The organism is Microbacterium sp. (genome assembly GCF_035277845.1).
In the GTDB taxonomy this organism is placed as follows: Bacteria; Actinomycetota; Actinomycetes; order Actinomycetales; family Microbacteriaceae; genus Microbacterium.
Genome location: NZ_DATEJS010000316.1, coordinates 1 through 2026, shown reverse-complemented (window position 1 = coordinate 2026; position 2026 = coordinate 1). Strand labels below are relative to the sequence as shown.

At 72.7% G+C, this 2026-nt stretch carries 1 protein-coding gene and 1 pseudogene; both read right to left on the bottom strand.

All coding sequences use genetic code 11. The features are described 5' to 3' along the window. Positions 1–527: pseudogene (locus VJR25_RS13945) on the bottom strand (ABC transporter permease); the annotation flags it as partial. A 44-nt stretch (positions 528–571) separates the two neighbouring features. Beyond that, positions 572–2026, bottom strand: a 1455-nt coding sequence (locus tag VJR25_RS13940; protein WP_324116028.1) for an amidohydrolase, incomplete at its 5' end; no start/stop codon positions are given.

Genomic DNA, 2026 nt, shown 5'->3' with positions numbered 1-2026 from the left:
ACGGCGAACACCGAGATCAGCACGACGGCGGCGACGAACGTGGGCACCGCCATCATCGCGGTCGCCCCGGCCATCGCGGAGCGCGACAGCCAGCCGGGCCGCAGCCCGGCGTACAGGCCGATCGCCAGGCCCGCGACCAGCACGACGACCGCGGCCATCACCACGAGCAGCACGGTCGTGCCGGAGCGGGATCCGACCATCTGCGAGACCGGCACGTGGTAGATGATCGACGTGCCGAAGTCGCCGTGGACGGCCCCGGCCAGCCAGCGCAGGTACTGAACCGGGATCGGGTCGTTCAGGTGGTACTCGGCGGCGAGCTGCGCCTTCGCCGCGGCGGTCATGGTGCGGCCGTGCGTGAGGAAGGTGAGCGGCGAGCCGGGTGCCGCGTAGAGGGCGCCGAAAACGACGACGCTCGCGATGAGCAGCGTCACGATCAGGCCGAGGATGCGCCCGCCGATGAATCTCACCATCGGCCAGGCGCCCGCGCCCCGCGCTTTGCGGGTCGCGATGACGGTGGTTGTGGTCACGCGTCAGCCTCCTTGCTGTTGCGTTCAGTGCTGAGGTCGGGGACTCAGCGGATGTGGATGGTCCGGCCTCCCAGCACGGTGCGGGTCACGGATGCCTGCAGCAGCTCGTCGGGCGCGAGCTGCGTGACGTCGCGGTCCAGCACGATGAAGTCGGCGCTGAGCCCCGCGGCGATGCGCCCGTAGCGGTGCTCCGCACGGCTGGCGCGGGCGGCGTCCCGGGTGGCGTGCTCGATGGACTGGATGAGCGGGACCGCGAACTGCGGCGTGTTGGCCGGCAGCGACGGGTCGAGGGCCGAGCGCCGGGTCGCGGCGACGAACATGTTGGGAAGGGGTGCGAAGTCGGAGGTGGGCGAGTCGGTGCCGAACACCAGCGGCGCCCCGGCATCCACCATCTCGGTCCACGGGAAGCCGTAGTCGATGCGCGCCTGGTCGCCGAGCTTCGAGCGCCAGTTGTCCTGGATCGCGGGATCGGCGTGCACCGGCTGCATGCTCGCGGTGATGCCGAGGGCGGCCAGCCGGTCGATGTCGGCGCGGTCGACCACCTCGAGGTGCTCGATGCGGTGGCGGCGCGGGATCGGCCCGTTGGCGGCGACGGCGGCCTCGACGGCGGCGATGCCGATGCGCACCGCCTCGTCGCCGATCGCGTGCATGGCGACCTGCAGGCCGGCGGCATCCGCGGCGATGACGACGGGCGCGAGTTCGTCGAGGCTCCAGATCGGGTCGACCGTGGAGCCGTCGGCATACGGGAAGCCGATCGCGGCGGTGCAGCCGTCGACGGTGCCGTCGATCATCACCTTGATGCCGATGACGCGCAGCAGGTCGCCGGCGTACTCGGCGGCGAGCGCCTCGACCTCCTCCACCTGGGCGAGGTTCTCGGCCTCGGAGCCGGTCGGCTGCACGCGCCAGTGCGCCGCGATCCGGGCGGTGAGGGTGCCGTCCTGCTCGGCGCGCCGCAGGGCGGCGAGGTCCTCGGCGTTCATGGCCATGTCGGTCGCGGCGGTGACCCCGCGCTCGCGGTAGCCGGCGAGCACCGCCTGCAGGTCGGCGTCGCGGGTGGCATCCGTCACCTGGCCGTCGAGGAACGGCCAGACGTAGCGGTGCATCGCGGTCTCGTCGATGTACCCGGTGGCGGTGCCGTCGGCGTCGCGGTGGATGGTGCCGCCGGGCGTGTTCGGCGTCTCGTCGGTGATGCCGCACTCCACGAGCGCGGCCGTGTTCAGCCAGATCGAGTGGAAGTCGTACGCCTGCACGTAGACGGGGCGGTCGGGCACGATCTCGTCCAGCATCAGCCGGTGCGGCACGCCGCCGGGCACGGCGCCGTGCTGGAATCCATGGGCGCGCACGCGGGGCGCCGTCGGGTCGGCCGCGGCGCCGGCGGCGACGCGCCGCTGGATCTCCGCGAGCGAGCCGGCGCCCCAGAGATCGACGAAGGATGCCACCTCGCCGGTACCGACCACATGCGCGTGCCCGTCGACGAAGCCGGGGAGCACGAGGGCGCC